At 68.1% G+C, this 23548-nt stretch carries 19 protein-coding genes and 1 tRNA gene; 10 read left to right on the forward strand and 10 right to left on the reverse strand.

The features are described 5' to 3' along the window. Positions 1-7: 7 nt before the first annotated feature. Together KVY00_RS13875 and KVY00_RS13880 are read right to left on the reverse strand one after the other, a co-directional pair. A complete protein-coding gene (locus tag KVY00_RS13875) occupies positions 8-634 on the reverse strand; it encodes an HAD family hydrolase (RefSeq protein ID WP_223043456.1) in 627 nt (208 codons plus the stop codon). Between the two features lie 99 nt (positions 635-733). Next, entirely contained in the window at positions 734-1270 is a 537-nt protein-coding gene (locus KVY00_RS13880; protein WP_223043457.1) for a MarR family winged helix-turn-helix transcriptional regulator, read from the reverse strand. A gap of 213 nt (positions 1271-1483) precedes the next feature. Between KVY00_RS13880 and KVY00_RS13885 the strand changes: the two genes are divergently transcribed. The 3 genes from KVY00_RS13885 (at position 1484) to KVY00_RS13895 (ending at position 4126) form a co-directional block, all read left to right on the forward strand. Beyond that, a tRNA-Gln gene (locus KVY00_RS13885) sits at positions 1484-1555 on the forward strand. A 136-nt stretch (positions 1556-1691) separates the two neighbouring features. After that, positions 1692-3143: a bifunctional UDP-N-acetylglucosamine diphosphorylase/glucosamine-1-phosphate N-acetyltransferase GlmU gene (gene glmU, locus KVY00_RS13890; RefSeq protein WP_223043458.1), complete on the forward strand. Its 1452-nt coding sequence runs from the start codon at positions 1692-1694 to the stop codon at positions 3141-3143. 5 nt (positions 3144-3148) lie between these two features. After that, on the forward strand, positions 3149-4126 hold the full coding sequence (locus KVY00_RS13895; RefSeq protein ID WP_223043459.1) for a ribose-phosphate diphosphokinase: 978 nt from the start codon (positions 3149-3151) through the stop codon (positions 4124-4126). A 157-nt stretch (positions 4127-4283) separates the two neighbouring features. Here KVY00_RS13895 and KVY00_RS13900 read toward each other — a convergent pair whose 3' ends face one another. Further along, a complete protein-coding gene (locus KVY00_RS13900) occupies positions 4284-5822 on the reverse strand; it encodes an APC family permease (RefSeq protein WP_223043460.1) in 1539 nt (512 codons plus the stop codon). Positions 5823-6126: 304 nt separating this feature from the next. Between KVY00_RS13900 and KVY00_RS13905 the strand changes: the two genes are divergently transcribed. Further along, the gene (locus tag KVY00_RS13905; protein WP_223043461.1) at positions 6127-7614 is read left to right on the forward strand and encodes an APC family permease; all 1488 of its coding nucleotides are present in this window, start codon (positions 6127-6129) and stop codon (positions 7612-7614) included. A gap of 44 nt (positions 7615-7658) precedes the next feature. On the opposite strand, the gene KVY00_RS13910 is transcribed toward KVY00_RS13905, so the two are convergent. Then, positions 7659-8819 carry a DmpA family aminopeptidase gene (locus KVY00_RS13910; RefSeq protein ID WP_223043462.1) on the reverse strand — a complete coding sequence of 387 codons (1161 nt, stop codon included), beginning with the start codon at positions 8817-8819 and terminating at the stop codon, positions 7659-7661. A gap of 105 nt (positions 8820-8924) precedes the next feature. Between KVY00_RS13910 and KVY00_RS13915 the strand changes: the two genes are divergently transcribed. After that, complete coding sequence (locus KVY00_RS13915) at positions 8925-10388, forward strand: APC family permease (protein WP_223043463.1); 1464 nt, start codon at positions 8925-8927, stop codon at positions 10386-10388. Positions 10389-10442: 54 nt separating this feature from the next. Next, on the forward strand, positions 10443-11042 hold the full coding sequence (locus KVY00_RS13920) for a hypothetical protein (protein WP_223043464.1): 600 nt from the start codon (positions 10443-10445) through the stop codon (positions 11040-11042). Positions 11043-11125: 83 nt separating this feature from the next. On the opposite strand, the gene hpaD is transcribed toward KVY00_RS13920, so the two are convergent. The 6 genes from hpaD to KVY00_RS13950 all read right to left on the reverse strand — a co-directional run bounded on the left by hpaD (position 11126) and on the right by KVY00_RS13950 (position 17907). Then, entirely contained in the window at positions 11126-12268 is a 1143-nt protein-coding gene (gene hpaD, locus KVY00_RS13925) for a 3,4-dihydroxyphenylacetate 2,3-dioxygenase (protein ID WP_223043465.1), read from the reverse strand. A 41-nt stretch (positions 12269-12309) separates the two neighbouring features. Then, a complete protein-coding gene (gene hpaE, locus KVY00_RS13930; RefSeq protein WP_223043466.1) occupies positions 12310-13806 on the reverse strand; it encodes a 5-carboxymethyl-2-hydroxymuconate semialdehyde dehydrogenase in 1497 nt (498 codons plus the stop codon). A gap of 53 nt (positions 13807-13859) precedes the next feature. Continuing rightward, positions 13860-14546 (reverse strand): GntR family transcriptional regulator, encoded by a 687-nt coding sequence (locus KVY00_RS13935; RefSeq protein WP_223043467.1) that lies wholly within the window; start codon positions 14544-14546, stop codon positions 13860-13862. Positions 14547-14548: 2 nt separating this feature from the next. Further along, on the reverse strand, positions 14549-16084 hold the full coding sequence (locus KVY00_RS13940; RefSeq protein WP_223043468.1) for a fumarylacetoacetate hydrolase family protein: 1536 nt from the start codon (positions 16082-16084) through the stop codon (positions 14549-14551). A gap of 234 nt (positions 16085-16318) precedes the next feature. After that, positions 16319-17137: an HpcH/HpaI aldolase family protein gene (locus KVY00_RS13945; protein WP_223043469.1), complete on the reverse strand. Its 819-nt coding sequence runs from the start codon at positions 17135-17137 to the stop codon at positions 16319-16321. After that, entirely contained in the window at positions 17122-17907 is a 786-nt protein-coding gene (locus tag KVY00_RS13950) for a fumarylacetoacetate hydrolase family protein (RefSeq protein WP_223043470.1), read from the reverse strand. The genes KVY00_RS13945 and KVY00_RS13950 overlap by 16 nt, the downstream gene beginning before the upstream one ends. A 305-nt stretch (positions 17908-18212) precedes the next feature. Between KVY00_RS13950 and KVY00_RS13955 the strand changes: the two genes are divergently transcribed. The 4 genes from KVY00_RS13955 (at position 18213) to KVY00_RS13970 (ending at position 23443) form a co-directional block, all read left to right on the forward strand. Further along, a complete protein-coding gene (locus KVY00_RS13955; RefSeq protein WP_223043471.1) occupies positions 18213-19757 on the forward strand; it encodes an ABC transporter substrate-binding protein in 1545 nt (514 codons plus the stop codon). A 76-nt stretch (positions 19758-19833) separates the two neighbouring features. Further along, entirely contained in the window at positions 19834-20775 is a 942-nt protein-coding gene (locus KVY00_RS13960) for an ABC transporter permease (RefSeq protein ID WP_223043472.1), read from the forward strand. Beyond that, the gene (locus tag KVY00_RS13965; protein WP_223043473.1) at positions 20772-22583 is read left to right on the forward strand and encodes a dipeptide/oligopeptide/nickel ABC transporter permease/ATP-binding protein; all 1812 of its coding nucleotides are present in this window, start codon (positions 20772-20774) and stop codon (positions 22581-22583) included. Before KVY00_RS13960 ends, KVY00_RS13965 begins: the two co-directional genes overlap by 4 nt. Continuing rightward, entirely contained in the window at positions 22580-23443 is an 864-nt protein-coding gene (locus KVY00_RS13970) for an ABC transporter ATP-binding protein (protein ID WP_223043474.1), read from the forward strand. Before KVY00_RS13965 ends, KVY00_RS13970 begins: the two co-directional genes overlap by 4 nt. Positions 23444-23548: the final 105 nt, after the last annotated feature.

A 23548-nucleotide genomic window follows, 5' to 3' on the forward strand; every position in this document is an offset into this window, starting at 1 on the left:
AGGGGCGTCACGCGAGCTCGGCGACGATGGCCGGGAGCTCGTCCATCGACATGAAGACCGAAGCGCCGAGCTCGCTCAGCACGTCGGGCGGGACCAGCCCGCCGCCGTAGCCGAGTACGTGCATGCCCGCAGCCAGCGCTGCCGTGGCGCCCGTGGGGCTGTCTTCGACCGCGATGCACTGCTCCGGCGAGAGCCCGAGGAGCTCCGCGGCGCGGAGATACACGTCGGGCTCGGGCTTCCCGTGCTCGACGTCATCGACACTGACGACACGGTCGTCGAAGTACGGCAGCAGGGATGTGACGGTGAGCGACGCTCGGAGCGTGTCCCTCGAACTGTTCGAAGCGACGGCTTTGGGGAGGGGGATGCTCTGCAGCGCCGCCTCCACTCCGTCGACCGCCGTGAGACGCTCGCTCATGGCCTGGGCGTACAGGTGGGAGTAGGGTTCGCGCCAGTTGTCGGGGAGCGGTCCGAGCACGGAGCGGAGTGCTTTCTCGTAGTCCCGCCCGGATTTGCCGACGAAATGAGTGGTGATCTCCTCGACGGTGGCCTCCCAGCCGAGTTCGCGGAACACCTGCTGGTCGATGGTGACGAAGAGTCTCTCGCTGTCGACGAGCACTCCGTCGCAGTCGAACACGATGGCTTCGATGATGAGCTCCTTCCCTCTCAGGGGGAATCTACTACTTGACCATCCCGTGGCACGGGTCCGGGAGTTCGCCGCGCCTCCTCGAGCCGGTCAGCCTCCCTCGGGCAGATCGATGGGGCCCGTGACCGGCTCGAAGCGGTCGACGCTCGCCGCGAGCCTGCGCAACAGCACCGAGAGGCGGTCTCGCTCGGAGCGGGCGAGCCCGCCGAGCAGATGCTCTTCGGCGTCGCTCAGCCTGGTCATGGCGGCGTCGACGAGAGTGAGGCCGTGCGGGGTCATCTCGACGAGCACGCCCCGGCCGTCGTTGGGGTCGGTGAGGCGGCGCACGAGGCCGCGCTCGACCATGCGGTCGATGCGGTTCGTCATCGTGCCGCTCGAGACCATGGTCTGCTGCACGAGCACCTTGGGGCTCTGCGTGAACGGAGATCCGCTGCGTCGCAGCACCGAGAGCACGTCGAACTCCCAGGACGCGAGCCCGGAGCGCTCGAACGCGTGAGCTCGTGCGCGTTCGACGTGCTTGGCGATGCGCCACAGGCGCGAGAACACGGTCAGCGGTGCAAGGTCGAGATCGGGGCGCTCGCGCTCCCACGCGGCGATGATGCGATCGACCTCATCCTCTTGCTTCATCCCACCATTATCTCTGTTCGTGCCCGGAAAGGGGGTGAGCGGGCAGAACGGGTCGGCGTCGGCGTTGCAGCGCAGATCTGCCGTCCAGCACACTGAATAGCGCGTATCGATGTGCTGCACGGCAGATCTGTGCCGCAGGAGCCGTCCCCGGGGTGGATTGGGCGCGGGACCTTCGACGATCTGGCAGACTTGTATGGTGCCCTCGCGGCACGATCCGCCTTGGTGTAATGGCAGCACGACAGCCTTTGGAGCTGTGAGGTCTAGGTTCGAACCCTAGGGGCGGAGCGAGCACTCGCGGTGCGGAGCGCCGCGAGCTCGCTCCGAAAACGGCGCTCACCAGCGCCGAGAACTGAGGGAAGCGAAGCTTCTCCGTGTGTCGGGAGCGGACCACCCCGCCCCGCGTACGAAAGGACGAACCACTATGGCAGAACGCTCCCTAGCAGTTGTCATCCTCGCGGCGGGCCAGGGCACCCGCATGAAGTCGTCGCTGCCGAAGGTGCTTCACCGCATCGGGGGGCGCTCGCTCATCGCCCACGTGCTCGACACCGCGGCCGGTCTCTCTCCGCAGCGGGTGCTCGCGGTGGTGCGCCACGATCGGGATCGCGTGGCCGAGGCGATCCTCGATCATGCCCCCGACACCGTGATCGTGGACCAGGACGAGATCCCGGGCACCGGCCGGGCGGTCGAGCAGGCGCTCGCCGCGCTTCCCGACGATTTCGAGGGTTCGGTCGTGGTGCTGTCCGGGGATGTGCCGCTCATCGACACCGCGACGCTGGATCGCCTGGTGCAGGGTCACCTCGAGGGCGGTCGGGCGATGACCATGCTCTCGGCCATCTTCGACAATCCGACGGGTCTCGGCCGTGTGCTCCGTGATGCGAGCGGCTCGGTCACCGGCATCGTCGAGGAGAAGGACGCGAGCGAGGCGCAGCGCCGCATTACCGAGATCAACGGGGGCATCTACGTGTTCGCTCGGCGCGCGCTCGAGGCCGCGCTCGCGCAGATCGACACGAACAACGCCCAGGGCGAGAAGTACCTCACCGACGCGGCGGCCCGCATCCTGTCGAGCGGCGGGGGAGTGGAGGCGGTCGCCACCGATGATCCCTGGATCATCGCGGGCGTCAACGACCGCGCCCAGCTGTCGGAGGCCGGACGCGAGCTCAATCGCCGCATCGTGCGCGAGCACCAGCGGAACGGGGTCACCATTCAGGATCCGGCGACCACCTGGATCGATGCGGATGTCTCGATCGAGGCCGACGCAGAGATCCTGCCGGGCACCTTCCTGCACGGCGCCACGACGATCTCGGCGGGTGCGGTGATCGGCCCGGATACGACGCTGGTCGACTGCGAAGTGGGAGAGGGAGCGAGGATCCGGCGCAGCGAAGCCACCCTCGCCGTCTTCGGGCCGGAGGTGAGCGTCGGGCCGTTCTCGTACATCCGCCCCGGCACCGAACTCGGGACCGGCGGCAAGCTCGGCGCGTTCGTGGAGACGAAGAACGCGAAGATCGGCGAGGGCAGCAAGGTGCCGCATCTCAGCTATGTGGGAGATGCCGTGATCGGCGAGGACAGCAACGTGGGGGCGGGCACCATCTTCGCCAACTACGACGGTGTGCAGAAGCACCAGTCGGTCGTCGGCAACGGTGTGCGCATCGGCTCGAAGAACGTGCTCATCGCTCCGGTTACCATTGAGGATGGCACGTACACGGCCGCCGGCACGGTCGTGCGCAAGGATGTCCCCTCGGGATCGCTGGCGCTCAATGTAGCGCCGCAGCGCAACCTCGAGGGGTGGGTAGCCGAGCACCGGCCCGGCACGAGTACCGCCCGTGCGGCGGAACTCGCACAGGAAACGCAACGAGCAAAGGACAGCGGGAAATAGTACCCATGAGCAAGATCGAGATGGCGGGGCAGAAGAAGCTTGTCCTCATCACGGGCCGGGCGTATCCCGAGCTCGCCGAGCAGGTGGCCGCTGAGCTCGGCGCCGAACTCGTTCCGACCGACGCGCGCACCTTCGCCAACGGCGAGCTGTACGCCCGATTCGACGAGAGCGTTCGCGGCGCCGATGCGTTCGTGATCCAGTCGCACACCAACCCCATCAACGAGTGGCTCATGGAGCAGCTCATCATGGTCGACGCGCTCAAGCGCGCCTCGGCGAAGCGCATCACCGTGGTGGCGCCCTTCTACCCCTATTCCCGCCAGGACAAGAAGGGGCGCGGGCGCGAGCCCATCTCGGCGCGCCTCGTCGCCGACCTTTTCAAGGCCGCGGGGGCGGACCGCATCATGTCGGTGGATCTGCACGCTCCGCAGATCCAGGGCTTCTTCGACGGCCCCGTCGATCACCTCTTCGCGATGCCGGTGCTGCTCGATCACTTCAAGAAGACCATCGATCGTGATGATCTCACCGTCGTCTCGCCCGACATGGGGCGCGTGCGCGTCGCCGACGTGTGGAGCGACCGGCTCGACGCTCCGCTGGCGATCATCCACAAGCGCCGCGATCCGCTCGTGCCGAACCAGGTCTCGGTGCATGAGATCGTCGGCGAGGTGAAGGATCGCTGGTGCGTGGTGGTCGACGACATGATCGACACGGGCGGCACGATCGCGAAGGCTGCCGGGGCGCTGAAGGAGGCCGGTGCGCGCGGCGTCACGATTGCCTGCACGCACGCGATCTTCTCGGGCAAGGCGACCGAGCACCTCTCGCAGGACTTCATCGATCAGGTCGTCGTGACCGACACCCTGCCGGTGGGGCCCGAGAAGCAGTTCGACAAGCTCACCGTGCTGCCCATCGCTCCGCTGCTCGCGAAGGCGATCCACGAGGTCTTCGAGGACGGTTCGGTCACGAGCATGTTCGAGGGCGCGGCCTGATAGCAAAACGCGCCAGCGTTTTGCCAGGCCGCGGTGGCCCCACAGGGCCAGCCTACGGAGCGAAGCGCGGGGTGGCGGCCTGATAGATAGTCCGCAGGACCGGAAACGGGTGTGGCCCGGAAGCGAATGCTTCCGGGCCACACCCGTTTCTACGTGATCAGAGCGTCTCGTCGACCACGTCGATCATCTCGGTGCCGTAGGCGCCGGGCTCGGTGCCGTGTCCGATCTGCCGGTACACCTGGGGGTTGCGGGAGCGGAGCACGAGGCCCCACACCACGCCGATGATGCCCGCCGCGAAGATGAGGCCGGGCAGGATGAAGGTGGTCGCGTCGGGCTTCTCCTGATCGAGCATGAGCTGGAAGTTCGCGAGGATCATGATGAAGACCCAGAGCAGCGCGAGCCCCGAGATCACGGGCGCGATGACCGTGGTCCACAGGCTGAGATCGTGGCGATTCTTGCGGAAGAACCCGATGACTGCGGCCGCGATCACCGCCATGAGTAGCACGAGCGCCGCGGCTCCGGTGTTGGTGAGCCAGGTGAACATCGTGAGCACCGGGTAGAGGAAGGCCATGTCGCCGAGCATCGCCTCGGCGCCGCCGAATGCGTCGCCCGCGAGGGCGAAGCCGATCACCACGACGAGCGCGATGACGGTCTGCGCGACGGAGCCGGCCCAGGGGGCGCCGGCCTTGCTCGTGTGCCCGAACCAGGCGGGCAGCACGCCCTCGCGTCCCAGCGAGAAGAAGTATCGTGCGACCGCGTTGTGGAACGACTGGAGGGATGCGAAGAGGCTCGTGATGAAGAGCAGGGTCATGATGTCCGCGAAGATGACGCCCGTGTGCTCGCCCATGAAGATGAACATGAGGTCGGGGCCGAACTCCTGCGACTGGGCGACGATCTGCGACGGGCCGATGCCGACCGAGAACGCCCAGGCGCTGATGGCGTAGAAGACGCCGATGATCGCGACCGCCGCGTAGGTGGCGCGAGGCACCGTGCGCTTCGGATCCTTCGCCTCCTCGCCGTAGATCGCGGCGCCCTCGAAGCCCATGAACGCCGCGACGCCGAACACGAGGATGATGCCGAGCGACGGGCCGAAGAGCGCCGACGGGTCGAGCGTCGCGGCGGTGACGCCCTCGGGTGCGACGTTCAGCGAGACGATGTCGAAGACGATGACCACGAGGAACTCGAGGCCGACCAGCAGTCCGAGCACCTTGGCCGAGAGATCGACGCGGTTCACGCCGAGCACGCCGACCACGACGATGCAGAGCAGGATCCACAGCCACCACGGCGATGAGAACCCGAACTTGGCCTCGAGGAACATGGAGAGCTGGAACCCGAAGAGTCCGTAGATGCCCACCTGCATCGCGTTGTACGCGACGAGCGCGATGAGGGAGGCGCCGACCCCGACCGGGCGGCCGAGGCCACGGGAGATGTAGGCGTAGAACGCGCCGGCGTTGGTGATGAATCGGCCCATCGCCGTGTAGCCGACGGCGAAGACGGTCAGGATGATCGCGATGAGCAGGAAGCCGAGCGGCACACCGAGCGACTCGGTGACCGCGAACGACGTGGTGACGCCGCCGGCGACGACGGTGAGCGGCGCGGAGGCCGCGATGATCATGAAGGTGATGGCGGGAACGCCGAGCGTGCGGCGACTGAGACCCGGGTCGTGGACCTCTGCTGTCGGTGCTGGTGTGGTCATGCGGGTTTCCTCTCGGAATGGCTGCGTTGCCGGACGCGCCCGTGGGGCGCCGGAGGCATGTTCGTGATGAGTCTATGAACCGGTCGCTGGAGAGCGAAGCCCGGGGCTGTGCTCTGGGCGCACGGGGCTTGAGGATGAGCGCACGGCTATCCATATGGATAATTCCGCGATCGGGCGGCTGGACCGCTTGCTCGCCGGTGACCGTCGTGACTCGGGGCGCGGATCCCGAGCCGATCCTTGACTGAGAGCGACGGCGGGGCTCCGTGCGCGCCCCCGCCTCCCGCGGCCGTGTTAAGAAGTCAGCATGAACGACATCTCTCAGAACCGACTCGCGCGGAACAAGCTCGGCGTCTCGTCGATCGTTTTCCTCGTCCTCGCCGCGGTCGCGCCCGTCACGGTCGCGATCGTCGTGCTGCCGCTCGCGATCTCCTTCGGCAACGGCGGCGGCACGCCGGTCGCCGTGATCCTCGTGGCGATCGCCCTGCTGCTCTTCGCGGTGGGCTACGCCCAGATGACCAAGGAACTCACCAACGCCGGCGGGTTCTACGCGATCGCGGTGAAGGGACTCGGCAGGGCCGCCGGGCTCATCACTGGGCTCATCGCCACGATCGGGTACAACGTCTTCGTGGCGGGAGCCCTCGGTACCATCGGCTTCTTCACCGGGGCGGTGGCGCTGCCCATGATCTTCGGCGTGGAGCTGCACTGGTACCTCTGCGGGTTCGTGCTCTGCATCGTGGTCTTCCTGCTCGCCCGCTCGGGAATCCACGTCAGCGCCGTCGTGCTTGCGATCGCCCTGGTGCTCGAGATCCTGCTCATCCTCGTCTTCGGGTTCTCGGTGCTCTTCACGACCGGGTTCGACTTCCAGGCGTTCACCCTCGCCTTCAGCCCGGAGATCCTGGTCGGCGGATCGGTCTGGATCGCACTGCTGCTCGTCGCGACGGCGTTCATCGGATTCGAGGCCACCGCCCTGTTCGGCGAGGAGGCTCGCGAGCCCCGCAAGACGATTCCGCGGGCGACCTACGTCGCCATCATCCTCATCGGCGCGCTGCACGCCTTCGGAGCGTGGGCGATCGTGAGTGCGCTCGGGGTCTTCGACGCGCAGCAGGCGGGTCTCGACCACCTCGACGGCGGCGACCTCACCCTCGTGCTCATGGATCAGTACCTCGGACCGGTGATGGGGATCGTCGCGGTCGTGCTGCTCGTGGTCAGCCTTTTCGCCGCGCAGCTCGCCTTCCACAACTCGGCGGCGCGCTACCTGTACGCGCTGGGCCGCGCGGGCGTGCTGACGAGCTGGCTCGCGAAGACCAACGCGAAGGGGGCGCCGCAGCGCGGGCTCGCGGTGAACCTCGTCTTCGCCCTCGTGATCGCGGGCATCTTCGCGATCTTCGTCGAGACCGATCCCGACGGCAATCCGCTGCCCCCGGTCGCCACGCTCGTGCCGGTCGGCCTCGGTTTCGGCACGCTCTCGATCATGATCGTGCAGGCCATCGCCGCGCTCGCCGTGGTGGTGTACTTCCGACGTCAGCGGGATCCGCGGATCCTGAGCACGTTCGTCGCTCCGGGCCTCGGGTTCCTCGCGCTGTTGCTGTTCAGCATCATGGCGATCGTCAACTTCGATCTGGTCGCCGGCTCGAGTGCGGTGTACGTGCTCATGCTGCCGTGGGTGCTCGTGCTCGCGGTGATCGGCGGTCTGATCTACGCGCGCTACCTGAAGGCGCGGCGGCCCGAGACCTACGAGCGGCTGACCCAGGATCTCGAGAACTTCGACGAGCTGGAGGGATCGGAGGCGTAGCGCTCAGGCCTGTCTCTGCGGGCCGCGTTCGCCGCGAGCTGTGCTCAGTTCGCGGCGAACGCGGCCCGTACCTCGTCATGGGGCAGTGCGAAGCTCGCGTGTCCGTCTCGCCCCACGGTGTCCCGGGCGGCGACGAGTGCGTTGAGCACCGCCTCCTCGGTGGCCTCGACCACCGCGGCGTACAGGGGATCGATGCGCCCCCACGCCACGTGCGAGAGCTGTTCGACCACCGGACCGGTCTCCGACATGCGCGACGCGAGAGATCCCTCGTTCGCGGTCGAGAACGCGAGGAAGATGTCGCCCGAGAAGTGGCTGCCCGTCGTGCCCGTGCGGGCGAGACCGAGCGGCACGCGGCGGGCGAGGGCCTCGCACTGATCGGGGAGCAGCGGTGCGTCGGTCGCGACGATCACGATGACGCTGCCGGCCCCCGGCACCGCGCGAGAGCCGGGGAGCTCGCGGTCGAACCAGTCGCTCGTCTCCATGGGGTTGGGGGCCTGCGACTCGCGGCCGAGCGGCCGACCGGCGACCTTCAGCTCGCTTCGGGATCCGAAGTTCGCCTGCAGCAGCACGCCGACCGTGTACGACTCGTCGCCGATCCGCGCCTCGCGCGAGGCCGTGCCCGTGCCGCCCTTGAAGCCGTAGCAGTTCATGCCGGTGCCGCCGCCGACATTGCCCTCCGGGAGCGGCCCGCCGGAGGCCGCGTCGAGCGCTGCCTCTGCGTGCTCGGGGCGCACGATATCGGCGTTGATCGAGTTGAGGTAGCCGTCCCAGGTCTCGCCGACCACCGGCAGCATCCAGGCGGCGGCGACCGCGGGGTGGTGAAGGGCCATCCAGCGGTCGATGCCGCGGTGCACCGCGCCGACGGCGTGCGAGTTGGTGATCGCGATAGGGGCCTGCAGCTGCCCGGATTCCTCGATCCAGCTGCGCCCCGTGAGCTCGCCGTTGCCGTTGAGCACCGCGATTCCGGCGGCGCAGGGGACTCCGGCTCGATCGCGGCCGCGCGGCAGGATGGCCGTGACCCCGGTGCGGGCGACGGCGGGGGAGTCGCCGGTCAGCGTCACGAAGCCCGCTTCGACCCCCGGTACGTCGGTGATCGCGTTCAGCGGCCCCGGAGTGCCGTCGAATGGGATGCCGAGGTCCCGAGCGCGCGGCGCGGCCGGCGGTCTGTGGGTCGAGGAGATCGCCGGATCCGGGGTATTGAACATTGTTTAATCCTTCCTTCTGCTACTACACTACATTTCCAGGGCTTGAGACGCACTGATTCGATCAGTGTTCTACAATCCCGGGGTTCCGAAGACGAAGGGGTCGAAATGTCAGCAACATCCACCACGGTAACGGCGAAGGGCGGCGAGCTCGCCTCCGGAAGGCTGGGCACCTGGGACATCGTCTTCTTCGTGATCTCCGCCGCGGCTCCGCTCACGGTGATCGTCAGCGGGGCGATCACCTCCTTCCGCATGGGAGGCATCGGCGCTCCGGGCGCGATCCTCTTCTCGGGCGCCGTGCTCATCTGCTTCGCATTCGGCTTCACGGCGATGTCCCAGAGCGTGCGCAACGCCGGGGCGTTCTACGCGTACGTCTCGCGCGGTCTCGGTAAGCCGGCCGGCCTCGCAGTCTCCTCGGTGACCGTGTTCGCCTATGTCGCCCTCGTCATCTGCTTCTACGGCTTCATCGGCTTCTTCGCCGAGTTCACCTTCGCCGAGCTCTTCGGGCTCGAACTCCACTGGGGCGTCTATTCGATCGTCGCGGTGCTCGTCGTAGGCGTGCTCGGCTATAACAAGGTCGACGTGGGCGCGAAGGTTCTCGCGGTGCTGCTCACACTCGAGGTGGCGATCCTGCTCGTGCTCGCCGCCGCAGTGCTCATCGACGGCGGACCCGAGCCCGCGAGCCTCGCCTCCTTCGACCCGCAGAACGTGTTCTTCGCGCCCGGCGCGGGGGCGCTCTTCGTGATCGGGTTCGGCGCCTATCTCGGATTCGAGAGCACCGCGATCTACGCGGAGGAGGCGAAGCGGCCCGAGCGCACCGTGCCGCGCGCGACGATTATCGCGATCGCTTTCCTGGGCATCTTCTACGCCTTCACCTTCTGGATCCTCACCCTCGCATTCGGTGTCGACGGACTCATCGAGCTGGCACGCAGCGACGCCTTCGAGACGCTCGTCATCGAGGGCACGGGCGACTACGCCGGCGCCTGGGCCGCGTTCGTCATGAAGATCCTCATCGTCACGAGCTTCTTCGCCTGCGTGCTCGCCTTCCACAACGCGTGCACCCGATACCTCTTCTCGCTCGGTCGCGAGGGCCTCCTGCCCCGAGTCCTCGGCCGCTCCAGTGCGCGCAGCCAGTCGCCGGCGATCGCGAGCATCGCGCTCTCGGCAGTCTCGCTCCTCGCCGTGGTGATCGCGCTGCTGCTGCGAGCGGATCCGTTCCTCGGGCTCGCGATCTGGACCTACGCGACCGGTGTGCAGGGACTCGTCTTCGCCCAGGCGATCACCGCGGTCGCGGTGGTCTGGTACTTCGTGAGGGACCGCCGAGGTCACAGCGTCTGGCGCGTCATCATTGCGCCTGCGATCGGTGCGGTGGGCCTGCTGATCGGCTACTTCCTCATCGTCACCAACTTCGAGGTGGTCACGGGGCTCGAGGGGCCGATCAATCAGGTGCTGCTCCTGCCGACGCCGATCCTGTTCATCGGAGGCATCATCGTGGGGCTCGTGCTCAAGAAGCGCAGGCCCGCCTACTACGCGAGTCTCACCGAGTCGGTGAAGGTCGTGGCCGCCGAGTAGGGAGGGCCGTCTTGGCGGCTCTCGGACCCGTGCGCCGACCGCTAGGCTGAGACCATGAACGCGACCGCGCGCCGTCGGCACGAACGCCGCGAAGACATCATCCGGGCGTTCTGGAGGGTCGCCCGATCTCACCCCCGCAAGCCCGTGAACGTGCGCTCGGTCGCCGCGGAGGCGCAGATGAGCCCGGCGAACGTGCTGCACTACTTCTCCAGCCTCAACGAGCTGCAGATCACCGCGCTCGCGGGGGCGATGGAGCAGTTCAGCGAGCAGCGCCAGCGCATCATCGATCGACCGGAGAGCGCGACGGCGCGGATCTACGCGCTCATCGAAGCGGGGGTACCCGACGAGATCAGCGATGAACTGCGCTACGTCTACGAGAGCGTGCCGATCCTCGCCGAGCACCCCGAGTACCTGCCCGCGCACCGCGCCCTCACCGAGCGCCAGATCATGCTCTACCGCACCCTCATCGAGATCGGTGCGGGCACGGGGGAGTTCACCCTCGCCTCACCCCCGGGCATCATCGCCCGCAACCTCGTCGCGCTCGAGGACGCCTACGATCTGTACCCCCTCGTCGGCGACCGGACGCCGCGGGAGGAGTGCCGCGCGGCGGTGCGCAGTTACGCGGAGCTCGCACTCGGAATCCCACCGCGGTAGCGCCGGGCGGCGGGGGAACTCGGCACCGATGAACGACGAGGGGCTCGGACGCATCGCGCGCCCGAGCCCCTCGAAGAACCGTCCTACAGCGTCTCGCCGAGCTTGAAGCCCTTCACGTCGTCACCCTCGCGGGTGTACGAGAAGCCGTCGGCGCCGATGGTCACGGCCATCTCGCTGTCGTCGGTGCGCTTCACGACCGGCTGCGGGTTGCCGTCGAGATCGAGCACGAGCGAGCCGTCGGTGTACCACGAGGGCACGACCGGGTTGCCCCACCAGTCGCGGCGCTGGTTGTCGTGCACATCCCAGGTGACGACCGGGTTGTCGGGGTCGCCGGTGTAGTAGTCCTGGGTGTAGACCTCGACGCGGTGGCCGTCGGGATCGCGCAGGTACAGGTAGAACGCGTTCGAGACGCCGTGGCGGCCGGGGCCGCGCTCGATGCTGTCCGACTTGCGCAGCGAGCCGAGCTTGTCGCAGATCGCGAGGATGTTGTGCTTCTCGTGGGTCGCGAAGCACACGTGGTGCATGCGGGGGCCGTCGCCGCCGGTCATGGCGGTGTCGTGCACGGTGGGCTTGCGGCGCATCCACGCGGCGTAGACGGTGCCCTCGTTGTCCTGGATGTCCTCGGTCACGCGGAACCCGAGGTTCTGCATGTAGCCGACGGCGCGCGGCACATCGGGGGTGATCTGGTTGAAGTGGTCGAGACGCACGAGCTCGCCCGGGATGTGCAGGTCGTAGCGCCACGACATGCGCTCGGTGTGCTCGGTCTGGTAGAAGAACTCGTAGGGGAAGCCGAGCGGATCGATGACGCGCACCGAGTCTCCGATGCCCTTCACGAAGCCGTTCTCGTTGCGACGCACCTCGCAGCCCAGCTCGGTGAAGAACGCCACGGCCTTGTCGAGATCCTCGGGGGTGCGCACGCGGTACGAGAACGCGGCGACCGCGGCCACGGGGCCCTTGCGGAGCACGAGGTTGTGGTGGATGAACTCCTCCGTCGAGCGCAGGTAGATCGCCTCGTCGTCCTCGGTGGTCACGTAGAGGCCGAGCACGTCGACGTAGAACTCGCGCGAGGCGGCGAGGTCGGTGACGATGAGCTCCATGTACGCGCAGCGCAGGATGTCGGGCGCGGGGGAGGTCGCCGTCGGGATCGGGTTGTCGGAGACGATCGGGGCCTCCTTGGTGACCCAGAAGCCCGCGGACTGCTTATCTTCTTCGTTCAGTTTTGCCATGATGTTGCTTCCTTGCAGTGTGATGGGGAGTGGAGGCTGCCTCAGTTCCCGGCGCCGAAGCGGGGGAAGTGGGCGGTGCCCAGCGTGATGTGCACGGCCTGCTGATCGGTGTAGAAGTCGATCGAGCGGTAGCCGCCCTCGTGGCCGAGGCCCGACGCCTTCACGCCGCCGAAGGGGGTGCGCAGGTCGCGCAGGTTGTTCGAGTTGAGCCACACCATGCCGGCCTCGACGGCGTGCGCGAAGTTGTGCGCGCGCTTGAGGTCGGAGGTCCAGATGTAGGCCGCGAGGCCGTACTTGGTGTTGTTGGCGAGCTCGAGCGCCTCCTCCTCGGTGTCGAAGGGGGTGATCGCGACCACGGGGCCGAAGATCTCCTCCTGGAAGATGCGGGCGTCGGGGGCGACGTCGGCGAAGGCGGTCGGGGCGACGAAGTTGCCCTCGGGGAAGCCCTCGGGGCGCCCGCCGCCGGCGATGAGACGGCCCTCGCTCTTGCCGATCTCGACGTAGCTCATGACCTTCTCGTAGTGCTCGGGGTGCACGATCGCGCCCACCTCGGTCTTGGGATCCGAGGGGAGGCCCACCACGATGTTCTTGGTGCGCTCGGCGTAGCGCTCGACGAACTCGTCGTAGATGCCGCGCTGCACGAGGATGCGGCTGCCCGCGGTGCACCGCTCGCCGTTCAGGCTGAACACGCCGAAGACGGTGGCGTCGAGGGCGGTGTCGAGATCCGCGTCGTCGAAGATGACGGCGGGGCTCTTGCCGCCGAGCTCCATCGAGAGGCCCTTCAGGAACGGCGCCGAGTTGCCGAAGATGATCTGGCCGGTGCGGCTCTCGCCGGTGAAGGAGATGAGGGGCACGTCGGGGTGCTTCACGAGCGAGTCGCCGGCCGACTCGCCGAAGCCGCCGACCAGGTTGAAGACGCCGTCGGGCACGCCGGCCTCGCGGAAGATCTCGCCCCACAGCGAAGCCGAGAGCGGAGTGAACTCCGCGGGCTTCAGCACGACGGTGTTGCCGGTCGCGAGTGCCGGGCCGAGCTTCCACGACTCGAGCATGAAGGGCGTGTTCCACGGGGTGATGAGGCCCGCGACGCCGATCGGCTTGCGGTTGACGTAGTTGATCTGCACGCCGGGCACCTTGAAGGTGTCGTCGTGCTGCGCCACGATGAGGTCGGCGAAGAAGCGGAAGTTCTCGGCCGCGCGGCGCGCCTGGCCCTTGGCCTGGGTGATGGGCAGGCCCGAGTCGAAGCTCTCGAACTGCGCGAGCTGCTCGTCGCGCGACTCGACGATGTCGGCGACCTTGTGCAGGATGCGCGAGCGCTCGCGGGGGCGCATCTTCGGCCAGGGGCCCTCCTCGAACGCGCGCTTCGCTGCGGCGACCGCGAGGTCGATGTCGGCCTTCTGGCCCGATGCGGCCATGATGTAGGTCTCGTTGGTGACGGGGTTCAGAACCTCGAACTCCTCGCCTCCGACGGAGTCGACGTCCTTGCCGTCGATGAAGTGGCGGATCTTGTCGGGCAGCCCTGCGGGCTTCTCCTGGGTCATGTTTTTCGCCTCCGGGGTTGGATTTGCGGTGGTGGGTGGGATGGAAAGTGGGATCAGGCGGCAGGAATGCTCTGCCGCTCCGATGTGTGCTTGTGCTCGTCCGAGTGGGCGAGCACGGCCTCGAGGGTGGAGGTGCGGTGCGCTCGCGCCGCCATCTCGATGTCGAGCACATCCGCGCCGCTCTCGATGAGCTGCAGGATCCGCTCGTGCTCCTCGACGGACTCCTGCGCGCGTCCCGGCACGAAGCTGAAGGACGAATTGCGGAGCACCTTCATGCGGTTCCAGCCGCGGTGCACGAGGTCGAGGATGTGCGGGTTGGGGCAGGTCTCGAACAGCACGCTGTGGAACTCGAGGTTGAGCTCGGTGAAGCGCAGCGGATCGAACGCGCTGAGCGACTCCCGCATGGTCTGGTTGACGGCCCGCGCGCGGGTGATCTGGTCGGCGGTGATGAAGGGGGCCGCGAGACCGGTGGCCGCTCCCTCGACGAGGGCGAGGGTCTGCATGGTGTGCAGATACTCGGTTTCCTTGACGAGGGAGACCTGCGCGCCGACGTTGCGCTCGAAGGTGACGAGCTGTTCCGCTTCGAGGCGGCGGATCGCCTCGCGCACGGGCACGACCGACATGCCGAGCTCGCTCGCGATGGTCGCGAGCACGAGACGGTATCCGGGCACGTACTGACCGCTGTCGATCCTGCTGCGGATCAGGCGGTACGCGCGCTCGGACTTGGACTCGGCGGCCATGGTTACGCCTGCGCTTCCTTCTCGGCGCGCTCGGCCTCGTAGCGGGCCTTCCACTCGGCGTTCATCGGGAACAGGCCGTCGACGGGGGCGCCCTTCGCCACCTGCTCCGCGACCCACGCGTCGGCCGCCTCCTGCGCGGCCGCCTCGCGGGCGACCTCTTCGAGCAGGAACGGCGGGATCACGATGACACCGTCGCGGTCACCCATGATGATGTCGCCCGGCTGCACGGCCGCGCCGCCGCAGGCGACGGTCACGTCGGTCTCCCAGGGCACGTGGCGTCGGCCGAGGACGCTCGGGTGCGCGCCCTGCGAGAACACGGGGATGTCGAACTCCTGCACGGCCGCGAAGTCGCGTACGCCGCCGTCGGTGACGATGCCGGCCGCGCCGCGGACCTGCGCGCGCAGCGCGAGCACGTCGCCCACGGTGCCGGTGGAGGGGATGCCGCGGGCCTCGACCACGAGCACCTCGCCCTCGTTCACGGTGTCGAAGGCGCGCTTCTGCGCGTTGAACCCGCCGCCGTACTGCTTGAACAGGTCGGGTCGGAACGGGATGAAGCGCAGCGTCTTCGCGGTGCCGAGGATCGTGTCTCCCTCGTGGTTCGGGTGCACGCCGTCGATGAAGATGTCGACGTAGCCGCGCTTGCGCAGGGCCGCCGACACGGTCGCGACGGCGACTCCGTCGAGGAGTTCGCGGATCTCGGCGGTGAGCGGACCGGCTGCCGGGCCGGATTCTTCGGCCGCGGCGGGCGCGTCGAGCGGGGTGGCGCGACCGGCCGCCACGGCGGCTGCGTGCTCCGCCTCGCTGCCCCAGGCCTCGATGCGCTGCTTGTCGTCCACGGCGGGCTTGTTGCCGAAGTCGCCGAAGGCGTGCTCGCCCTGGGTGACGGTCGTGACGAGACGACCGGTGGTGGGAGCGCCGGGCGCGTTCGGCGCGTCGACCTCGACCTCGACCACGTCTCCGGGGATCACGACCGAGGAGCCGGCCGGGGTGCCGGTGAGGATCACATCGCCGGTCTCGAGGGTCATGTGCTGCGACAGGTCGGCGACGAGCTGCCCGAAGGGGAACTTCAGCGTGTCGCTCGTGTCGATCTGCACCAGCTCGCCGTTCACCCAGGTGCGCACGCGCCACTGATCCTGCCCGATCCCCTCGGTGGAGATCGCGGCCGGGCCGAGCGGGGTGTAGCCGTCGCCGCCCTTGTTGCGCACGTTCGAACCCTTGTCGGCCGCGCGCAGATCGTAGAGGCCGAAGTCATTGGCAGCGGTCACCTGCGCGACGTGCTTCCAGCCGTCCTCGGGGGAGACCCAGCGGGCGGGCTCGCCGATCACGAGCGCGACCTCGCCCTCGAACGCGAGCAGCTCGGTGCCGGCGGGGCGCTCGATCGTGCTGCCCGTGGGGGCCAGCGATGACGCCGGCTTGAAGAAGTAGGACGGGAACTCGGGGGTGCGGCCTCGCTGCGCGATCCGCGACGGATAGTTGAGGTGGACGGCAATGATCTTGCCGGGGGTCTCGATGCCCAGCTGCTCGATTCCGTGTGTCATGGCTACCTCGCTCATCTGGCTCACGCCGGGGCGTGCGCTCGTTGTATTTCTTATCGTATACGATCTGGGTGGGTTTGGGAAGGGGAGGATCGATCCCCGTTTCCGAGCATCTTCGATCCCCGTTTCCGAGAATGCGGAGTCCCGAATTGCTGCTTCCTCATCTCTGGAACCAGCAATTCGGGACTCCTCGTTTCTGGGAGGGGAGGGGAGAGGGAACTGGGGCGGCGCGGCGCCTCAGTAGCTTGCGCGCTCAGTGCCCGTGCCGCCGGTGAAGCGCTCGACGAGGGCCTCGGTCTGGCGGGCGAGGATCGCGACGTCGGCTCCGACGGCCACGAAGGAGGCGCCGGCTTCGATGTAGCGGTCCGCGTCGGCGGCGACGAAGGCGTTGACGCCGACGGGCTTGCCCGCGGCGACACCCGCTTTGATCGCCCGCAGCACGGATTCGACCACGTCGGGGTGGTTCTGCTGCCCGAGCAGCCCCATCGAGGCGGCGAGGTCGGAGGGGCCGACGAAGATCGCGTCGATTCCGTCGACCGCCACGATCCGCTCGACATCCGCGACCGCGGCCGCCGACTCGATCTGCACGGTGAGGCTGATCGTCTCGGAGGCGCGGCCGAGGTAACCCTCCACGCGGTTCCAACGGGCGGATCGGGCGAGGGCGGATCCCACCCCGCGCACCCCGCCTGCCGCTGAGCCGTCGGGGTAGCGCACCGCGCGCACGATCTCGGCGGCCTGCTCGGCGGAGTCGACCATCGGGATCAGCAGGTTCTGCGCGCCGAGGTCGAGGAACTGCTTGATCGTGACGGTGTCGCCGTAGGGCGGGCGCACGAGCGGGGCGACGGGATAGGCCGACATCGCGTAGAGCTGCGCGAGCACCGATTCGAGGCCGTTGGGGGAGTGCTCGGCGTCGAGCAGCACCCAGTCGCAGCCGCTGCCGGCCACGATCTCGGCGGTGATCGGGCTGCCGGCGCAGGCCCAGAGCCCGATGAGCGGGCGATCGGCCTCTTCCAGTCGGTCGCGGAGGGTTGCCGGGAGGGTCAGATGAAGCGGCATGTCACCGACCCCAGCTCGTGGTAGTCAGCGTGCACGGTGTCGCCGCGCTCGACCCACATCGGCTTCGTGAACGAGCCCGCGAGGATGATCTCGCCGGCCTCGAGCGACTGACCGTGTTGCGCGAGCTTGTTCGCGAGCCAGGCGACGCCCAGGGCGGGGTGCCCGAGCACGGCGCCGGCCACGCCCGAGTCCTCGATGGTCTCGTTGCGGTAGAGCAGCGCCTTCGCCCAGGTGAGATCGAGCTCGTCGACCTTCACGGGGCGTCCGCCCACCACCATCGCCCCCATCGCGGCGTTGTCGCTGATCGTGTCGACGATCGTGCGCCCCTCGAGCTCGAGGTGCGAGTTGAGCACCTCGAGGGCGGGGACGACATAGGCGGTGGCGTCGAGCACGTCGAAGATCGTGGTGCCGGGGCCCGAGAGCGGCTTCGAGAGTACGAATGCGAGCTCGACCTCGATGCGCACGTTCGAGTAGCGGTCGAACTCGAGCACCGCCCCCGACTCGTAGACCATGTCGTCGTGGATCACGCCGTAGTCGGGCTCGGTGATGCCGGTCGCGACCTGCATCACCTTGGAGGTGAGGCCGATCTTGTGACCCACGAGGCGGGCGCCCGCCTCGATGCGGCGATCGGACCAGACCTTCTGGATCGCGTACGAATCCTCGATCACCATGCCGGGGTAGCGGGCGGTGAGCTTGGGCAGGATCGCGCGATCCTTGTCCGCCTGCACCAGTTCGTCTGCGATGGATTCGATCTGTGACTGCTCGAGCACTGGGCCTCCTGGTTCGTTCGGTGCGCGACGGTGCGCCGTGCGGCTCCGCCTCGCCTTGCGAAGATCGTATACGATCCCCTGCGCACCGCGCCACTGTTTCGGGGTGAATCATCCGTGGCGAATTCGTAACATTCTCGGCATCGAATCCGACTTGTTTTTATTGTCAACGTGCGTAGAATGAAACCCGACGGCACGCCGGAGTGACGTCCATCGCATCTGTTGGGACACCGTTCCCGGGCTGCGCGGTGGAGTAGCAACGGCGCCTCACCCCTCACGCATATCTCCGAAGACCGAGAGAAGTAGACATGATGAAGAAAACCCTCGCGGGCCTCGCTGCCGTAGCCGCAGTGTCGCTCGCGCTGACCTCCTGCTCGGCCGGCGGCTCCGGCGAAGGAAGCGGGGGCGGCGATGAAGCCGCTGCCGTCGTGCCGCTCAACATCGGCAACTTCCTCGATGTGACCTCGTGGGATCCCGCGCTCGCCGACATCGGCTTCGACGGCCCGTATCTCTCCGCGGTCTATGATCCGCTCGTCGTGGACAACGGCAAGGGCGAGCCCGAGCCTGCACTCGCGACGAAGTGGGAGGTTTCCGACGACTTCAAGACCATCACCATGGATCTCCGCACCGACGCCGTGTTCTCGAACGGCGAGGAGTTCAATGCCGACGCCGCGGTCAAGAGCCTCGAGTACCTCAAGGAGGGCGTGCGCTCGCAGGAGGCCTACACGAAGGTCGAGAGTTTCGAGGCCGTCGACGAGGACACCATCGCGATCCACCTCACCCAGCGCGACGATACGATCCTCTACTTCATGGGTCTCGGTCGCAGCTACATGATGGCGCCCTCCGCCATCGACGACGGCAGCCTCGCGACGGCGCCCGTCGGGTCTGGGCCCTACACGCTCTCCGACGCGAGCGTCGCCGGCTCCGAGTACCACTTCGACAAGGTCGCCGACCACTGGGCCGCCGACGACTTCCCGTTCGATCCGCTCGTGATCTCGCCGCTCAGCGATCCGACCGCCATGCTCAACGGCATGGAGGGCGGCCAGTTCAACGTCATCTACGGCGACCGCACCGCGATCGATCTCGCGAAGGATCACGGCTGGAACGTGAGCTCGGGCGTCGCCACCTGGGTCGGCCTCCAGTTCACCGACCGCGCCGGCTCGACCGAGATGGGCAAGCCGCTCGGCGACGTGCGCGTGCGCCAGGCGCTCAACTACGCCTTCAACGGACCCGAGATGCTCGACGCCCTGGCGCAGGGCGAGGGGGCCGCCACCAACCAGGTCTTCCCCGACGGCACCGCGGGCAACGTGCCCGACCTCAACGGGCTCTACGAGTACGACCTCGACAAGGCCAAGGAGCTGCTCGCCGACGCGGGCTACGCCGACGGCTTCGAGGTGAAGATGCCCATGGCGCCTCCGTTCCAGCCCTACCAGGCCTCGGTGGAGCAGGTGTTCGGCGAGCTCGGCATCAAGGTGACGTGGGACGAGTACCAGTTCATGGACTACATGGGCAACGCGCCCACCTACCCCATGTTCATCGGCGTGATCTCGATGGACGGCAACGCGGTCGCCACGGTCGAGCGTCAGATCGTCAACCCGCAGTGGTACAACCCGAACACCGGCATGGATGACTTCCCCGAGATCAAGGCCCAGGCCGACAAGGTGTTCGCGGCCGAGCCCGGCGATGCTCAGACCGCAGAGATCGAGAAGCTGAACGAGATGGTCACCGAGGAGGCCTTCTACTCGGTCTGGTACCAGGCGAACAACGCCTACATCTCGACGTCGGAGTTCACCGTCACGCCGGTCATCGGCATGATGTTCCCGACCCTCCGCCACATCAACCTCGAGGGCTGACGGCGATCGGGGAGGGCGCGCACCGCGCGCCCTCCCCGATCCCCCGTTCCCGAGTACCCACGACCCAGGAGATCCGATGCTCTCATTCACGCTCAAGAGGCTGCTCTCGGGGGTGATCCTGCTGCTCGCGGTCGCGACAGGCACCTTCTTCCTCGCGCACGCCGCCATCCCCGATCCCACGCTCGGCCTGCTCGGCAGTGCCGCTACACCCGAGGCGCAGGCGGCGCTCGCGCAGAAGATCGGCACGGACCGACCGCTGCTCGTGCAGTTCGGCGACTGGGTCGGCGGCATGCTGCGGGGCGACTTCGGGGAGTCCTGGAAGAACTTCCAGCCCATCGGCAAGCAGATCGCGCTCAAGCTGCCCGTGACGCTGTCGGTCGTGAGCGTCTCGATCCTGCTCTCCGCGATCCTGGGCGGCGTGCTCGGCGTCATCGCCGGCCTGCGCCCCAACACCTGGATCGACCGCGCCGTGAAGGCCGGATCGGTGATCCTCTTCGCCCTCCCCGGCTTCTGGGTCGCGCTCGTGCTGGTGATGATCTTCGCGGTGCAGCTCAAGTGGTTCCCCGCCGTCGGCTACACCCAGCCCTCGCAGTCCGTGGGCGGCTGGGCGCTGTCGATCACGCTGCCGGCGGTCGCGCTCGCCCTCGGGGCGATCGTGATGATCGCCGAGCAGCTGCGCAACGCCATCATGCAGGCGGACCGGCAGGACTACGTGCGCACGCTGCGCAGCCGGGGCCTGCCGCAGTGGCGCGTCGTCATCCACCTGCTGCGCAATGCGGCGCCCGCGTCGCTCACGATCCTCGCACTCATGTTCGTCGGCCTGCTCTCGGGCGCCATCGTCGTCGAACAGATCTTCGCCCTGCCCGGCATCGGAGCCATGACCCAGGGCGCCTCTCAGAACGGCGACATCCCGATGCTGCTCGGGATCACGGTGATCACCGTGGTCTTCGTCGTCATCGTCAACTTCCTGCTCGACGTCCTGCTCGGCTGGATCAACCCGAAGGCCCGTGTGAAATGACCGCACCGATCACCGACACCGTCGCCGACTCGGTCGACTCGCGCGGCGGCAACCGCGGTACGACCCTCGTCCGCTTCCTGCGCCGCCCGGCCGGCGCCGTCACCACCGCGATCCTGCTGCTCATCGTGCTCGTCGCGGTGCTCGCGCCGTGGCTCTCGCCCTACGACCCCAACGCCGTCGACCTCGGTCTCGCGCGCTCTCTGCCGAGCGCGGAGCACCCGCTCGGCGTCGACACGACGGGTCGCGACGTGCTCAGCCGCATCATCTGGGGCACCCAGATCACGCTGTGGGGAGCGCTCGTCGCGATCCTCTCCTCGCTCGTGCTCGGCGTGCCGTCGGGGCTCGCGGCCGGGTACTACGGCGGCGCGGTCGACCGCATCGGCACCTGGATCAGCGACGGGCTCCAGGCGATCCCCGGCATGATCATCCTGCTGATCGTGGCGACCGCCTTCCGCAACGACTTCACCGTGCTCATGATCACGGTCGGCGTGTTCATGGCGCCCGGCTACTTCCGCCTCACCCGCTCCACCGTCATGGCGGTGCGCGGCGAGGCCTACGTCGACGCGGCCAAGGTCGCCGGCCTCTCCGACCTGCGCATCATGGGACGCCACGTGATCCGCGCGGTCGTCGCGCCCATCGTGATCCAGTCCGCCCTCACCGCGGGCATGGCGATGGGCATGCAGGCCGGCCTGCAGTTCCTCGGCATCGGCGGCGGCACGACCCCGGGGTGGGGTGCCGCGATGAACGAGGGCTTCCGCGTGATGCGCACCGATCCGCTCCTCCTGCTCTGGCCCTCGCTCGCACTCGGCATCACGATCGCCGTGCTCGCGATCATGGGATCCACCCTCGCCGACGTGATCAGCGTCAAGACCCCCACCCTGTCACGGCGCGAGCGCAAGCGCATCGCCCGCCTCAACGCCGAGAAGAAGCCGCTCGGCGCCACCACCACGACCACCGGATCGATCTCGGTCGCCGCGGTCGACTCGGCCGTGCGGCTCGAGAACCTGCGCGTCAACTACGAGACCCCCGACGGCGAGGTCGAGGTCGTGCACGGCATCACGCTCGACGTGGCGCCCGGAGAGGTGCTCGGCATCGTCGGCGAGTCTGGCTCGGGCAAATCGCAGACCGTGTTCTCGATGCTCGACCTGCTGCCCAAGTCGGGTTACTACACCGCCGACGCCATCTGGATCGGCGGCGAAGACGTGACGACGCTGTCGAAGCGAGATCGGGCGCAGCTGCTCGGCCACGAGATCGGGTACATCCCGCAGGAGCCGATGTCGAACCTCGACCCCTCGTACACGATCGCGTTCCAACTGACCGAGCCCCTGCGCGCGGTGCACGGCATGAGCAAGGCCGAAGCGCGGGAGCGGGCGCTCGCCATGCTCGACCGCGTGGGCATCGTCGACCCCGAGCGCGTGATGCGGTCGTATCCGCACGAGCTCTCGGGCGGCATGGCCCAGCGCGTGCTCATCGCGGGGGCCATCGCGGGCAAGCCCTCGGTGCTCGTCGCCGACGAGCCGACGACCGCGCTCGACGTGACGGTGCAGGCGGAGGTGCTCGAGCTGCTGCGCGAACTGCAGCAGGAGTACGACATGGCCCTCGTGATCGTCACCCATAACTTCGGCGTCGTCGCCGACCTCTGCGACCGCGTCGTCGTGATGAGGTCGGGATCCATCGTCGAGATCGACGACGTCGGCCCCATCTTCGAGAATCCCGAGAGCGACTACACCCGAGAGCTCATCGCGGCCTCGCTCGACGGCGCGGAGAGCCGAGCGGAGCTCGACACAGCGAAGGAGAAGCAGGCATGAGCGCGAACGAAACGAGCGCGGCCGGCGCGCCTGCGGCAGAACCGCTGCTGCGCGCCGAGAACGTCGTCGTCGAGTACGGGTCGCGGCGCAAGCCCAACCGGGTGCTGCACGAGGTCTCCCTCGAGATCGGCGCCGGGGAGTGCGTGGGCCTGGTCGGGGAGTCGGGATCGGGCAAGTCGACACTGGGGAAGGCGATCCTCGGCCTCGTGCCCGTCGCCGGGGGCCGCATCACCTTCGACGGACGCGACATCACCCACCTCAAGGGTCGCGAGCGACGCGAGCTCGCCTCGGACATCCAGGTCGTCTTCCAGGATCCCTACGGATCGCTGAACCCCATGATGACGATCGGGGAGATCCTCTCCGAACCCCTCTCCACCGCGGGCACCCCGCGTTCCGAGGCGCGAACCATCGTGGGCGAGATGCTCGAGCGCGTCAACCTGCCCGCGAGTGTGATCGACCGCTACCCGAGCGAGTTCTCGGGCGGTCAGCGGCAGCGCATCGCGATCGCCCGCGCGCTGGTGCGCAAACCGCGCCTCATCATCTGCGACGAACCGGTGAGCGCACTCGACCTCACGACCCAGGCGACCGTGCTCGATCTGCTCATCGAACTGCAGCGCGACATCGGCGTCTCGTACCTCTTCGTCTCGCACGACCTGGGCGTGGTGCGGCGCATCTGCCACCGCGTCGCCGTGATGTACCGCGGCAATCTGGTCGAGATCGGGGAGGGGGAGCAGGTGACGCGGGATCCGCAGCACCCCTACAGCCGGCGCCTGCTCGCGGCCTCCCCGGTCGCGGATCCGGCGCGGCAGGCGGAGCGCCGGGCGGAGTGGCTCGCGCTGCGCGAGTCTCCGACGGCGTAGGTGCGATCTGCGCTCATCCCGGCCCGAGAACGCGGAGTGCCGAATTGCGGTTTCGACCCGGCCCGAGGCCGCAATTCGGGACTCCGCGTCTGCGGGTGCGCGAGT

The organism is Leucobacter tenebrionis (assembly GCF_019884725.1).
GTDB lineage: Bacteria > Actinomycetota > Actinomycetes > Actinomycetales > Microbacteriaceae > Leucobacter > Leucobacter tenebrionis.